Here is a 14687-nt window from a genome sequence, read left to right as displayed (position 1 = left end):
TGGTGGGCACGTTATCAGGTTGATAAACCGAAGTTTATTAATATGTATGGGATTACCGAAGTTACCGTACATGCAACCTATAAACACATCACGCCAGCAGATTTGGGGCGCTCAAATATTGGTGTCGCACTGGGTGACTTACCTATTTATTTGTTGGACAGCAATCGCAACCCAGTACCAATTGAGGTGCCGGGCGAGATTTATGTCGGTGGCCGGGGCGTCGCACAGGGTTATCTGAACAAACCAGAACTCAGTGCACAGCGATTTGTTGATAACCCCTTTGCCACTGAGCAAATGCGCGCGTTCGGTTACACAACAATGTACAAGTCAGGGGACTTAGCCAAGCTGACCCAAGCGGGTGAGCTAATTTACCTGGGCCGAAACGATGAGCAAGTTAAAATTCGAGGGTTCAGAATTGAACTGGGCGAAATTGAATCTCAGCTTAATTTGGTGCCGCAAATAGCGGCCAGTGTGGTGGTTGCGCAGCAAAGTGCACAAGGTGACAGTACGTTGATTGCCTACGTGGTTCCTAAGGATTCTGAAGCAGTTGATGATACACAAGTGACTCAATTGCGACAGCACTTGTTCAGCGTGTTACCAGATTACATGGTGCCGGCAGCAATCATTGTGCTGGAAGCGTGGCCGCTGACGGTTAATGGCAAAATTGATAAACGTGCTCTGCCGAGCCCTGATTTTACATCAACACAGGACTACCAAGCACCTGAAACCGATATTGAAATGCAACTTGTTGATTATTGGGCCGAGTTGCTTAATTTGGATGGGGCGCAAATTGGTGCAAATACGAGCTTCTTTGAGCTGGGCGGTCACTCACTGCTGGTAGCAAAGCTCAATATTGAGCTCAATGAACGTTACAACATTAGTTTGTCTGTGACAGACATTTTTACCAATAGCACGATCAAAACGCTCGCCACTGTCATAGAACAACACACCTCACAGCACGACCTAAGGCAAGCAATTTCTTTAGACATGGATACGGATAACGCTCAGGAACTCATTGAACTATGAAATTTATCTCTACACTAGAAGAATGTAAAAACAAGCAGATAAAGCTGGTTGTAAAAAATAATAAACTACTGATTAGTGATGAATGTGGCAATTTAACCGAGGAGCTAACGTCACAATTAAGAGAATACAAGCAAGATATTATTGCTTGGTTTAATCCAGAAAATGGCAATCAGCAAGCGCTCGAGCCTGCGCCAGCCCTTGAACATTACCCATTGTCGTATTCCCAGCAAAGACTGTGGTTTATCGACCAATTGGAACAAAACAGCACACAGTATCACTTATCGTATGCACTGCGCGTAAAAGGAGCGCTCAACGTCGAGGCGATGAAATATGCGTTGAACGCATTGGTTGCTCGCCACCAAGTGCTGCGTACAGTGTTTGTCGAGCACGAGAGTGAGCCTGTTCAAATCGTGCAACAGGAGGTGTCCGTTCCGGTGGTTGTCGAGCGTTTGGATGCGCATCAAAGTACGATGTTTAAAGAGGTGATCCAGCAAGAGACGCAAAGACCATTCGACTTACGGACTGACGTCATGCTCCGTTGTAAGGTACTGGAGTTGCATGATCAGCAAAAAATTGTCATTTTTACAATGCACCATATTGCCTCTGATGGCTGGTCAATGGGGATTTTTGTAAATGAGTTTAGCGAGCTTTATCAGGCGCATAGCCAAAATAGACACGTTGAGCTGGCACCGTTGCCCATACAATTTAAAGACTTTGCCTATTGGCAGCGACACGGTAATGCGGATGCCACGTTACAAACCGATCTCGCATATTGGCTTGAAAAGTTAGCGGGCATACCACAAGTACATTCGCTGGCGTTAGACAAGCCGCGGCCAGCCAAGCAAAGCTATGAAGCCAAGCGCCTTCACCGTATGCTGGATAGTACGGTTTATCAGTCATTAATGAGCCTCGCCAATCAACATGATGCGACACTGTTTATGGTTATGCAGGCGGCATTTTCTGCATTGTTGGCCTACCAAAGTGGTTCTGAGGACATTGTTATGGGGGTGCCCCATGCAGGTCGAGAGCATCAAGCTACCAAAGGGTTGATTGGGTTCTTTATTAATACGCTGGTATTAAGAACGTCAGTATCTTCTGAGATGACAGTCAGTGAGTTAATCAAACAGGCGAAGGAAACGGTGTTGGAAGCATTTAGTCACGACAAGTTACCTTTTGAACAGCTCATTGAATCGCTTAACCCGCAACGCACACTTGCTTATAACCCGGTATGCCAAATTAAGTTTGTTTTGCAAAATCACGAAATGTCGAGTTTGGATTTGCCTGAGGTCGACTTTACACCCATTGAAAAAGAAGGCGATCAAGTTCGCTTTGATCTTGATTTAACAGCAAAAGCGTCAGAGAACGGTATCTATTTGGGCTGGTCATACAAAGAGGACCTGTTCAGCGGTGCTCGTATGGAAAGAATGGCAGATTGCTTCGAAGCATTACTGCGTGAAATGGCCAACCACAGTGACGCTAAGGTGTCAGACCTTGGGCTACTAAATGAACACGATACGGCGCAGTTGATTGACTGGGGTCAGGGGGAAATTGCACACGCCAATAGAGTGGTACCATTAATTAGACAAATAGAGCAGCAAGCAGATAAAACACCCAATGCAGAGGCGGTGTGTTACCTAGATAATGATCATAACCCGACAACGCTGAGCTATGGCGCGTTGAATGACAAAGCAGGCAAGCTTGCATCAGTGCTAGATGAAGCGGGCGTTGAATCAGGGGATCATGTGGGGGTTTACCTCACTCGGTCTATTGAATTGCTCATCGCCTTGCTCGCGGTGCAGAAAATAGGCGCTGTGTACGTTGTACTAGGCGCTAACCAAGGTACCCAGCGACTCAGTGAAATCATTGAGGATGCTAGCATTGAAGTAGTGCTACAAGATCGGACACAAAACTTGCCTGCGCTGCCAGGTGTTGATGCCATATTTCTAGATGGTGCAGCGACGCACGCGCAGTGGTTAAGTGAGTACCAAGCCTTGGCTAAAGATGTTGCGCTGGCAGATATCGCTTATGTGCTTTACACCTCTGGCTCAACGGGTAAGCCTAAGGGCGTTCAAGTTACGCATGAAGGTTTGCTGGACTACTGTCAATTGTCGTCTTCGCATCATTACCCAGGTAATGGTTCACTGGTGGCCACTGCACCAACATTTGATCTGACTATTCCTGGGTTGTATGTGCCGCTTATTAATGGCGGAAGTGTATGTTTAATCAGCGAAGATGATCCACTAACACAGTTGGCAAGTGCCTTACAGAATGACGCCCTTGAGCAACGCTTTGTTCGCTTAACACCGTCGCATTTGCGTGCTGTGCTACCGCTGCTACAAGACCGAGGAAGTGCAAAAGCGCATGTATTTGTGATCGGGGGGGAAAAGTTATCAGCTTCCATAGCCTGCGAGTTACAGCAACGTTTTCCAAAGTCACAAATTTATAACCATTATGGTCCCACAGAAACGGTCGTAGGTGCGAGTAGCTTTGATGTTACTGAGTTTTTGCGTTCAGCAGATACGCTCGAAAATATAGGCAGTTTACCGATAGGTAAAGCACTGCCCAATACGTGTCTATATGTCCTTACTGAGGCAGGTAACTTATCGTCGATAGGTGTGCCGGGCGAGTTGTGTATTGCCACTAAACGCATGGCAAAAGGCTATTTAAACCATGCTGATTTAAGCGCTGAAAAGTTTGTAAGACTGCCTGCCTTAGGCAATGAACAAGTATACCGCACGGGTGACAAAGTACGTTGGTTGGAAAGTGGACAGCTCGATTTTCTGGGCCGTATGGACGAGCAGGTAAAAATACGCGGTTATCGCGTAGAACTGGGTGATATAGAACATCAGCTAACTCGCCATGAGGCAGTGAGTGAAGCGGTCGTGAAAGTGTGGGGCGAAGACGAAGAATCTCAACTGGCCGCCTATGTTGTGGCAAATTCGCAAGTAGAAAGTGATAGCCTGCACGCTTTTTTACGTGAGCGATTACCAGAGTATATGCTACCCCAAAGCATTGAGCTCATTGATTCTATGCCTCTGAGTGCCAATGGTAAGGTAAACAAAAATGCACTTTTAGCTCCTTTACAACAAGAGGTGGATCAGTCTCCACCACAAAATGATACAGAACGGTTGCTCGCCAAGATATGGTCAAACATACTCGGTATCAAGGACATTGGACGCTTTGCAGACTTCTTTGCTCTCGGCGGTCACTCCCTAAAAGCCACACGCGCTGTCAGTGAAATATCACAGGCTTTTTCTAAGCCAGTACCTGTTAGGGCATTGTTTGAAAATCGCATACTCGCAACATTAGCCCAGTATATTGATGGTTTTGAGACCGTTGAGTGTAATCAAATTCAATGCCAACCACGCACTGAGCCGTTGCCTTTGTCTTTTGCACAACAGCGATTGTGGTTTATTGACCAGCTTGAAGGTGCAAGCCCACAGTACAATATGTCAAGTGCCTTGAAGATCAAAGGGGCGCTGGATGTGGCGGCAATGCGAGCAGCACTGCAAGGCTTAGTTAAACGCCATGAAATATTACGCACCGTATACGTACAAATAGATGACGAGCCGAAACAGCAGGTTTGTGCTGACGCTAAAATCAAGGTGTTACAGCATGACCTAAGCGCACAAAGTGGCGAAGCACAGCAACAGGCGATAAACACACTTGTGAATGAACAAGCAAGTTGTGTCTTTGACTTGGCTGAGGATCTCATGATCAAAGCGTGTTTAGTGCGGCTATCCGAAGTTGAACATGTGCTGATTTTTACTGTGCATCACATCGCATCTGACGGTTGGTCAAATGCCATCATCGGCAAGGAGTTGACGGCACTGTATCAAGCCGCTGTATCGGGAACTGACGCAGAACTAGCGCCTTTATCGATTCAATACGCCGACTATGCCGTTTGGCAAAGACAGCGACTTGGAGATGCAGGGCTCGAAGGACAGTTAAACTATTGGAAAACGCAATTGGCGGGCATGCCACAAGTTCACAGTTTACCCTTGGACAAACCACGTCTGGTACAGCAAGACTTTGCTGGTGAGCAATTGGTTCAAATTTTTGACGAGCAACAGGCAACTAAACTTAAAGCATTCTGCAAGGCACAAGGCGTAACATTGTTTGCCTTTGTGCAAACGCTATTATCGTTATTGATGGCCAGATACAGCGGGGAAAAAGATATTGTGATCGGTGCGCCTACTGCTGGCCGACAGACTAAGCAAGTTGAACCATTGATTGGCTTTTTCCTTAACACGCTAGTTTTACGGACGCAGTTTGTAGGCAATCCAAGCTTTATGTCACAGCTGAAGCAAAACCAGCAGATGATTTTAGATGCGTTTTCAAATGACACCATTCCCTTTGATATGCTGGTGGATGAGCTGAAACCGGTGCGTAGCTTAAGTTATCATCCGGTTGTTCAAGTGATGCTGAATGTTTTTGAAAAAGAAGCGCCGGCGCAACCTCAAAGGGATCAAACTGAACTCACCATAGAGCCGTTACATCAAGACGACAAAGTGCAATTAGCCAAAGCCGATCTGACAGTGTATGTACGTCATATGGGTGACAAACTATTCTTTAACTGGTCATACAGAACCGCGCTTTTTGAGCCACACAGTATCGAGCAGTTGACTGAAAGTTTTGCATATTTATTAGATGAAGCATTGGCCAATCCGTCGTCGGGGATTTTCGACCTGCCAATTAGTGCGCAACAAGATACATGTACACATTACCCTCAAGGTCGAACAATCGAGACACCAAGCAACATTGTTGATCAGATTTGGGCGCATGGACAGACTGACAGCGAGTCAATCGCGTTACAAGATGGCCACACGGCGCTCACTTACAAGCAACTATGTGAACAAGCGGAGTGTTTGGCGCTTGATTTAATGGATGAAGGGGTCAAGCCCGGTGATCATATTGCTGTGCTGATGACAAGACGTTGCGAATGGGTCATTGCTGCATTGGCAACGCTGCGCGTTGGCGCAGTGTATGTTCCTATTTCTACAGAGTTTCCTGATGAGCGAGTGGCTTACATCTTGGCAGATGTGGACGCGCGCATTGTGCTAACTGAAGACACTCTGATCGCGAGATTGCCCGAGTCAAGCCATAGCTTAATGGTAGAAATGTCCACGGGCGTTCCATTAATACAGGATGTTCAGTGGCCAGTAATTTCACCAGAGGCGCCTGCGCACATCATATACACGTCTGGGACAACAGGTAACCCGAAAGGGGTGGTGGGCAGTCATAAGTCACTGTCAAACCGCATCAACTGGATGTTAGACGAGTTTGCATTTTCTCATGACGAAGTGACGGCTGTTGTCACCAGCTCTGCGTTTATTCGCTCAGTGTGGGAAATGTTTACGCCTCTGGTTGCGGGCACGCAATCTGTCTTGATTTCAAACGATGTTGTCTTGGATCAGAATCGACTTGTTGAGACGTTGGCGGCACATGGCGTCACTCGCATTGTCACAGCCCCCTCATTGGCTCGAGCAGTGAGTGCCGTTGAAGGTGTTGGCACAGCATTACAGGCAATGCGTTACTGGTTCTTAAGTGGCGAACCGCTACAAGGGCAGCTTGCAAACAATCTCAAGCGTCTGCTCGCGAGTACGCAAATTGTTAACTTGTATGGCTCTACTGAAACCATGTCGGATGTGAGCTTTTATGTTGTACAAGAAGACATTCAAAGTGCCAGTGCACCCATTGGCAAAGCAATTGCGAACAACACGGTGCTCATCGTCAATAATGGTCAGATACAACCAAGCGGGGTGCCTGGTGAGATCTGCGTCACAGGCGTGAACTTAGCACTGAGCTATTGGGGTCAACAAACCTTGACTGCTGAGAAGTTTGTCACCTTAGAGAACGGACAGCGCGCTTATCGTACTGGAGATTTAGGGCGGTTGCTGCCAAGTCAAGATATCGAGTGTTTGGGTCGTGCGGACAATCAGGTCAAGATCCGGGGATTCAGAATTGAGCTGGGTGAAATTGAAAGTATGCTCGTGCGTTGCGCGCAAATTGAGACTGCGGTCGTACTTGCGTTAGGGGAAGGGGATGCACGCTATTTAGCTGCGTATATCGTTCTGACCTCTGGTAATACAGAGCGAACCTCGTTGGATGATATTCGTTTGTTCATTAAGCAATGGCTGCCAGAGTACATGCTCCCTAAGTTGTATGCGGTGTTGGATGTGTTGCCGTTGACAGCCAATGGTAAAGTGAATAGACGTGCACTGAGCCAGATAGAAATAGAGCACCACGCGACGCAGAAAGAGCCGTCGACTTCTACAGAGATTTTAGTTGCCAAAGTCTGGCAGGGCATTTTGGGTGTGTCCCACATTAATGCGAGCGATAATTTCTTTGAAATTGGGGGTCACTCTTTGCTGGCTACTCGGGTCGTGAATCAAGTGAATAAGCGGCTAAGTAAACATATATCGGTACGTGCTGCATTCGAACATCCAACTCTGAGCGAGTTAGCCGCGTACATTGACAGCAGCAATACGGATGAACAAAGCAAGCCAATCGAGAAGTTGGCAAAAAAAGAGGCGCCGCTTTCTTATGCACAGCAAAGACTGTGGTTTGTTAATGAGCTCGATGGAGCCGGGGCTGATTATAACCAGTCAATCGTCTTACGTTTTAAAGGCAAGTTGAATCTGCGAACCGTGGAAAAATCAATTTCAGCCATCGTGAACCGTCACGAAATATTGCGTTCTGTATACAATGATGAGGGAGAGCGCGTCATACAGCGCGTATTGCAGGACGTGACTATCAAGCCAGAGTTCATAGATTTATATGACCTTGGCGAAGATGAGCAAGAAATTGCACTCAAACAAAAAGCAAAGCAAGAATTAAAATACGCATTCGATTTACGTCACGAGCCAAGTTTACGCTACGCCATCGCGCACTGTGGAGATGATGATTTTGTGATGTTTGTCACGGTTCACCACATTGCAACGGACGGTTGGTCAAAAGGTATTTTAAGCCATGAATTTATTGCGTTTTATAGTGCTTTGATAACTGGTGAAGACGTAAATTTACCACCGCTTCCCATTCAATATTCAGACTATGCTCAGTGGCAAATAGATGCTCGTGGCGGAGACGTTTTACAATTAGAGTGGGATTATTGGCAACAGCAATTGAAAGACTTGCCAGTGACACATGGATTGCCGCTTGATAGAGCAAGACCTAATCAGCAAGACTATCGTGCGCAGCGTCATTCACAGCTGATCGCGCCTGCTTTAGCTGATAAATTGGATGGGTTTGCAAAGTCCCACCAAGTGAGCTTATTTATTTTGATGCAAGCGGCCCTTGCGACCTTAATATCGCGATGGAGTAATGAACAGGATATTGTCTTAGGCACACCCATAGCGGGTCGAAATCGTGCCGAAGTTGAGCCTTTGGTTGGATTCTTTGTGAACAACCTAGTATTGCGAAATCAGGTCGATGGCACACAGTCTTTTAGCACCTTCTTAAACCAATCAAAGAAAATGGTTGTGGATGCGTTTGCCAATCAGCACACACCGTTTGACAGCTTAGTTGAGCGCCTAAACCCAGAGCGTCATTTGAGTCATGCGCCGTTGTTTCAAATTGCACTCGCGATGCAAAACAACGCAGCCCCAGCGCTCAGTTTACCTGATGTGGAGGTCTCGACATATGGCAAAGATGTTACATCGGTCGATGTTGATATGCACATTAATGTTTCAGTGAGTGATGACGGCATACACCTACGTTGGCTTTATGCAACAGCCATTTTCGATGAGCGAACGGTGGCCAGTTTTGCCGACAGTTTTGCAACATTGCTTAATAGCATTGTCACGGATACGCAGTTACCGATTTCTCGCCTTAATATTATGCCGCACGATGATCTCAGTGTGATCAATCGGCATTCAGGGAATTGGCCAGTTGCTGCGCTCGACGAGCTACAGCTTGCGCACGAACGTGTTGAATACTGGGCTCAATTACAACCGAATGCGCTGGCTGTAAGCTGTGATGAAGACACACTCTCTTACTGTGAATTGAACCGTACCGCGAACCAACTTGCTGCGTTTTTTAGAGCCCAAGGTTTAAAATCAGGCACTTTGGTGGCTGTATGTGTTGAGCGAACAGTCGAGATGAGCATTGCGATACTCGCTGTGTTGAAAGCCGGCGGGGCGTATTTGCCTATTGATCCAGAGTACCCCGAAGATCGAATTGTCACCATGCTCGAAGAGGCAGATGTAGAGTGGGTGATTTCGCAAAACTCGGTGATTGAATCCTTATCGTGTTTGGCCGACTACCAAACTTTTCCGATGGATAAGGACATTCGCAATGCGCTCTTGGCTGCTATGAGTGAGGAAAACATTGCTAAATGTGAAACAGGGATTGAATCTGACAGTGCTGCATACTGCATATTTACATCGGGTTCTACGGGTACACCAAAAGGTGTTTTACTGACGCATGGCGGGCTAGCAAATTTACAGCGAAATCAGCAGAAGCTGTACCATGTTGAAAGTACAAGTCGAGTCATGGCTTTTGCTTCGCTCAGTTTCGATGGTGCAACATTTGAGTGGCTCTGGGCGTTGGCGAATGGCGCAAGCTTACATATCTGTAACCAAGAGCAGCGTCTGTCCGCGCGTCACTTAGCGCAATTTTTACTTGATAACGACATTACACATGCCGCGATCCCCCCTGCGATACTAACGCACATGTCCGTGGACAAGGCATATAGCCTTGAGGCTTTAATTGTTGCTGGTGAAGCGTGTGAGCAATCTTTGGCGTGGCGCTGGGCACAAAAGTGTCATGTTTATAATTCGTATGGTCCATCTGAAAGTACTGTAGCGGTAACGCATGCGCAAATCTACCAAGGCGAACCGATTACCTTGGGGAGTGCGCTAGATAATGTTGTGGTTGATGTTGTGAACAACGCAGGAGAGATACAGCCTGTCGGTGTAAGCGGCGAAATTCGGATCGGGGGCGCTTCGTTGGCAAAAGGGTATTTGGATGCGGGTTTAACCTCCGAACGTTTTGTCCAACATCAAGATGGTCATCGGTATTATTACACGGGGGATTTGGGTAAAAGAAACGCAGAGGGTGTACTGGAGTTTATCGGGCGAAAAGACTCACAAGTAAAAATCAGGGGCTTTAGGATTGAGCTTGGTGAAATAGAGCAGCAACTGGTAAATCATACACATATCTCGAAGGCCGTTGTGTTGGTAGACGAGTCTTCTGGTACCAAGCAATTGATTGCGTACGTTACGTTGACGAACTCTCTTGATATTGCTGAATCAGAAGCGGTTAGACAATGGCGTGAATATTTGAAACAGCAACTACCACACTACATGATACCGGCTTCATTTATGGTCGTGGAAAACTTTGCGCTGACCAGCAATGGCAAAGTGGATAAACGCAAACTACCAGCACCTATTTATCAGTCAGTTAGCCAATTTGTAGCGCCTCAATCTGAGACCGAGATAGAGTTAGCTCAACTATGGGGGACACTGTTAGGTGTGGAAAATATCAGTGCACACGCGGACTTTTTTGAGTTGGGAGGGCACTCTTTGCTTGCAACTCAAATGATGTCGCATTTGGCTCAAAGTTTAAATAAAGAGATACCGATACGCGCTATATTTGAACACACTAGCTTGCAGGCGTTTGCACGCTATGTGGATACGTTAGAGTGTGTGCAATTCAGTGCCATCCCAGTTGTAGATAGGGCGCTTAGAATACCTTTGTCATTCTCACAACAAAGGCTGTGGTTCATTTATCAACTAGAAGGTGCCAGTGCGCAGTACAATATGCAAGTGGCATTGAAATTCTCTCGTGGATTTGATGTTGAAGTATTGCAAAGAGTATTAAATACATTGCAGCAGCGTCATGAAATACTGCGTACAACCTATGCTAATGAGGGAGGTGAAGGGGTTCAAATAATCCACCCACATGGTACCGCGGTGTTAAGTCATATTGATTTATCAACGGATAGTGAGAGCGCAGACGCACAATTGTTGTCCATTGTTCAAGACGAGATGAAAAAGCCTTTTGATTTAACACAAGATTCAGCGCTGCGCTGCACCGTTGTTAAATTACCCAGTGATGAGAGTGCATTAATTTTATCAACCCATCACATTGCTTCAGATGGCTGGTCGATGAATGTATTAGCGAAGGAGTTTATGTCGCTATACAAGAGTCATAGTGCGCGAAGCCCAGTGCTGCTGTCTCCTCTGAATATTCAATATGCTGATTATGCGCATTGGCAGCGTAATGTTTTGGGTGATGAAGCTATCCAGAACGATTTAAGCTATTGGAAAACGCAATTGTCAGGGTTACCCGCCGTACATGGCTTGCCTCTTGATAAGAGCAGGCCAGCCAGACAGCAATTTAACGGGGCGCATATTGTACGTGTGCTTGCACCTGAAAGAGTGGCTAAGCTACATGCGCTTGCAAATACACACGATGCGAGCTTGTTTATGTTACTGCAAAGTCTGCTCAAGGTGGTCTATGCCCACTTTAGTGGTGAGTCAGATATTGTACTTGGTACGCCTGTTGCTGGTCGCCAGCACAAGGACCTTGAGCCTTTAATAGGCTTCTTTGTCAATAGCTTGGTATTGCGCAGTGATGTGTCGAAGAACCCAACATTTACCGAATTACTGGCGCAAGTTAAGCAAACCACTTTAGATGCGTTTGCGCATCAGTCGCTCCCTTTCGAGGCACTTGTTGAGGAACTTAAACCTGAACGTTCTTTGGCCTATTCGCCACTGTATCAATTGAGTTTGACTTATCACAATCATGAAATGACCGATGTCGAATTGGATGCGGTGAGCGTGAGTCGTATCGACAGGCAAACTCAACAATCTCGCTACGATCTTGAAGTGCATATGCGTGAGAACGACGAAGGGTTATATGTGCGTTGGGTATACGCAACGAGTTTGTTTAACCCGCAAACAATCGAACGAATCGCGCAAAGCTTCGAAATGGCAATTGATACGTTTACTCAAAATCCACACCAGACAATACGCGGTGCTAACCTAACGCCTGTTGAGGATTTAGAGCGGATTGCGCGATGGAATAAGTACACGCCGTCCGATTCAGCTCAATTGATGGCTCACCAAGCTGTTGAGCAATGGGCTGAGAGCACCCCAGATGCGATAGCGGTTGCATGCGAAAGCCAAAGTATGAGCTATGGTGAACTCAATGCGGCGGCTAACCAATTAGCACGTTACTTGATTGACGAAGGCGTGTCGCCTGATTCAATCATTGGAATTTGTGTAAACCGCTCGGTCGAGATGCTCATTGGCGTGCTGGGTGTGCTGAAGGCGGGGGGAGCATATTTACCGATGGACCCTAACTATCCAGAGCAGCGCTTAATTGAAATGGTCGAGGATTCTCACATTGACATCGTCCTGACACAAGCGGAAGTATTAGAAGTGCTGCCATTCCTGTCTGAACAAACCGTACTGCCATTGGATAGAGAGTTCAGAGAGGTGTTATTTGCTGAATATAACGCTGACAATATACCTGTGTCTGAGGTGTCATTAACGCCGCAAAATCTGGCTTACATGGTTTACACGTCAGGATCAACAGGCAAGCCAAAAGGCGTTATGCTGACACACCAAGGTGTCTCTAACTTAATGTTTGAGCAACAACTGAGCTTTGAGGTTAAGCAGCAAAGCCAAGTGTTGCAATTCTCTTCGTTTAGCTTTGATGCCGCAACCTGGGATTGGTTATTGGCATTAACTAATGGGGCGACTCTGCACTTGTGCGACCAAGAAACGAGGTTGTCGGCGACAGATCTGGCGGTTTATTTGGCGGCAAATAAAATTACTCACGCCCTCATTCCACCAGCAATGTTGGCACAGCTCCCGGTGACTGGAGACTATGCATTAGAGGTGTTAGTCGTTGGAGGGGAAGCGTGTGACCCCGAACTGGCTTGGGCATGGGCACAACAGTGTCGAGTCGTAAATGCGTATGGCCCATCTGAATCAACAGTGGTTGCGACGTTCAGTGACGTGGTGCCACAGCAACCAATTACGCTTGGCCGTGCAACGGCAAATAACTTTGTGCACGTCGTTAATGAAGCGCATATGCCGGTCCCAGTCGGTGTTCCGGGTGAATTACTGATTGGGGGAGCGAGCCTTGCTCAAGGCTATTGGCAACGGGCTGATCTGACGCAGTCGAAGTTTGTAACTACGGCCGATGGTCTACGTATGTATTGCACCGGGGATGTGGTGAGGTGGTTATCAACAGGTGAACTTGAGTACTTAGGCAGAGCAGATGATCAAGTCAAAATACGTGGTTTTAGGGTCGAGCTAGGCGAGGTAGAAAACCGATTAAAACTCCAATCGAAAGTTGCTAATGCCGTTGTCACTGTGCATCACTCCAGCGCACAGCAACGTTTGGTCGCCTATGTGGTCCCCGTATCGACTGTGGACTTAACAACGATTGACAAAGCTGAATTTATTGCGCAGTTGCGTGGCGATATTAGAGACGTTTTACCAGAATTTATGGTGCCTAGTGTCTTCATGCTGTTACCAAATATTCCCATCACTGCGAACGGTAAAGTAGACAAGCAAAACCTACCAGAACCCGAGTTCCAAGCAGATTCAAGTTACATTGCGCCCGCAACTGAGTGGGAACAAAAGTTAGTTGAATTAGTTGCTGAGATTTTGGAGCTGAATGTGGCTGCGATCAGCATTACCGCGAACTTCTTTGACTTAGGCGGTCATTCCGTACTAGCAATAAAGCTTGTGTCAAATATTAACCAGCTTTATGGTATTGATATAAGTATTCGCCATTTATTTTTATATAACACTTTGGGCGCGTTGGCGGAATATATTGAACAAGGATCGATGAAGCAAGCAGAGCAGTGGCAGTCGCTTACCCTTATCAATAATACACCTTCTTCGGATCTTGAGTTGCTGTGCGTGCCTGCTGCGGGCCTTTTACCTATGTCTTATCAGGCCTTGGGCAATGCATTGGACAATACGGTGAGTTTGTCTGTGTTTGAACCATGTGGTTTGCAAGCGGATCAAAAACGACACACACGCTTAGAGCAAATTGTTTCAAGTTATCTAGATGAAATCTTAGCGAATGGTTATCGCGACAGCTACGTGCTGAGTGGCCACTCGTTTGGCGGTGCAGTAGCCTTCGAGTTAGCGGTTGCTTTAGAGAAGCTCGGTAAATCTGTCACGCTGATTTTGCTAGATAGTTTGATATATCTGCCAGATGCCGTTAGAGAGGCTCGACATGCTGATGATGTGGTTCAGCAAATGGCGATAGCCATGATGAATGACGAAGTCAGTCGAACTCAAACAAGCGGCACCGAGCGTGAGGGAGTGCGTTCATATGAAGAACAGGTCACAACGCAAGCATTGCAACAACATAGCAATAACGGTGACTTTATCCATTCATTACAGGCGCTCATGAAAACACAATTTGAGATTTACAAATCGTACCAACCGCGTTGTCTATTTGGTGGTCAGACGATTTTGATACGAGCTCAACAGGGCGTTTTAGCTCACGGGACTTATTCTGAGATCCAAGCGCACTTGTCCTGTTGTCTCTCAACACCAGCAGAGATCCTTGATGTACCTGGTAGCCATATGTCTATGTTGTCTACCCAGTACGCCGATGTTTTGGCGAGTGAATTAACGAATATATTGGTGACTTTAGAAGATGCCAACCAGGTTAAAAAGAAGTGA

2 protein-coding genes (1 of these 2 running past the window's edge) are annotated in these 14687 nt (G+C 46.6%); both read left to right on the top strand.

From position 1 onward, the window contains the following. Positions 1-1026, top strand: the end of a protein-coding gene (locus L1286_RS01740) for a non-ribosomal peptide synthetase (RefSeq protein WP_235405210.1). Its footprint begins 14667 nt before the window's first position; 1026 of the gene's 15693 nt are visible here — the last part of the coding sequence; its start codon lies beyond the left edge, outside the window; it ends in the stop codon at positions 1024-1026. After that, positions 1023-14687 carry a non-ribosomal peptide synthetase gene (locus tag L1286_RS01735; protein WP_235405209.1) on the top strand — a complete coding sequence of 4555 codons (13665 nt, stop codon included), beginning with the start codon at positions 1023-1025 and terminating at the stop codon, positions 14685-14687. Before L1286_RS01740 ends, L1286_RS01735 begins: the two co-directional genes overlap by 4 nt.

Origin of the sequence: Pseudoalteromonas sp. SMS1 (assembly GCF_021530565.1) — a bacterium.
Lineage (GTDB): Bacteria > Pseudomonadota > Gammaproteobacteria > Enterobacterales > Alteromonadaceae > Pseudoalteromonas.
This window is presented reverse-complemented; position numbering and strand designations above follow the sequence as displayed.